Origin of the sequence: Micromonospora sp. M51, from assembly GCF_018070305.1 — a bacterium.
Lineage (GTDB): Bacteria > Actinomycetota > Actinomycetes > Mycobacteriales > Micromonosporaceae > Micromonospora > Micromonospora parva.
Map to the genome: position 1 here is coordinate 1 of NZ_JAGPXZ010001490.1, position 477 is coordinate 477.

Here is a 477-nt window from a genome sequence, read left to right on the forward strand (position 1 = left end):
GCGTTCGGAAATCCCCGCCCAGCCGAGGGATACGGGCCGGGGCGCACCGCAGTACGGCGGTGCGCCCCGGAACGGGTGTCGCTACCGGATCAGAAGCCCGGGCCGTGCTGGTGGCCGTGACCGTGGCCGTGCCCGCCGGCGGCGGCCGGTTCGGCCTGCTCCGGCTTCTCCACCACGAGGCTCTCCGTGGTGAGCAGCAGACCGGCGATCGAGGCGGCGTTGGTGACCGCGTTGCGGGTCACCTTCACCGGGTCGATGATGCCGGCCTTGACCAGGTCGACGTACTCGCCCTTGGCGGCGTCGAGGCCGTTGCCCCAGCTGAGGTCGGCGACCTTCTGCGTCACGACGTAGCCGTCGTGACCGGCGTTCTGGGCGATCCAGCGCAGCGGCTCGACGAGCGCCTTGCGCACGACCGAGACGCCGACCTTCTCGTCACCGGTGAAGCCCAGGTCGTCGTCGAGCACCGAGAGGATCTGC

At 71.1% G+C, this 477-nt stretch carries 1 protein-coding gene; it reads right to left on the bottom strand.

Translation table 11 applies throughout. From position 1 onward, the window contains the following. Positions 1–89: 89 nt before the first annotated feature. Positions 90–477, bottom strand: a 388-nt coding sequence (locus KBX53_RS35595) for a TCP-1/cpn60 chaperonin family protein (protein WP_305798025.1), incomplete at its 5' end; no start/stop codon positions are given.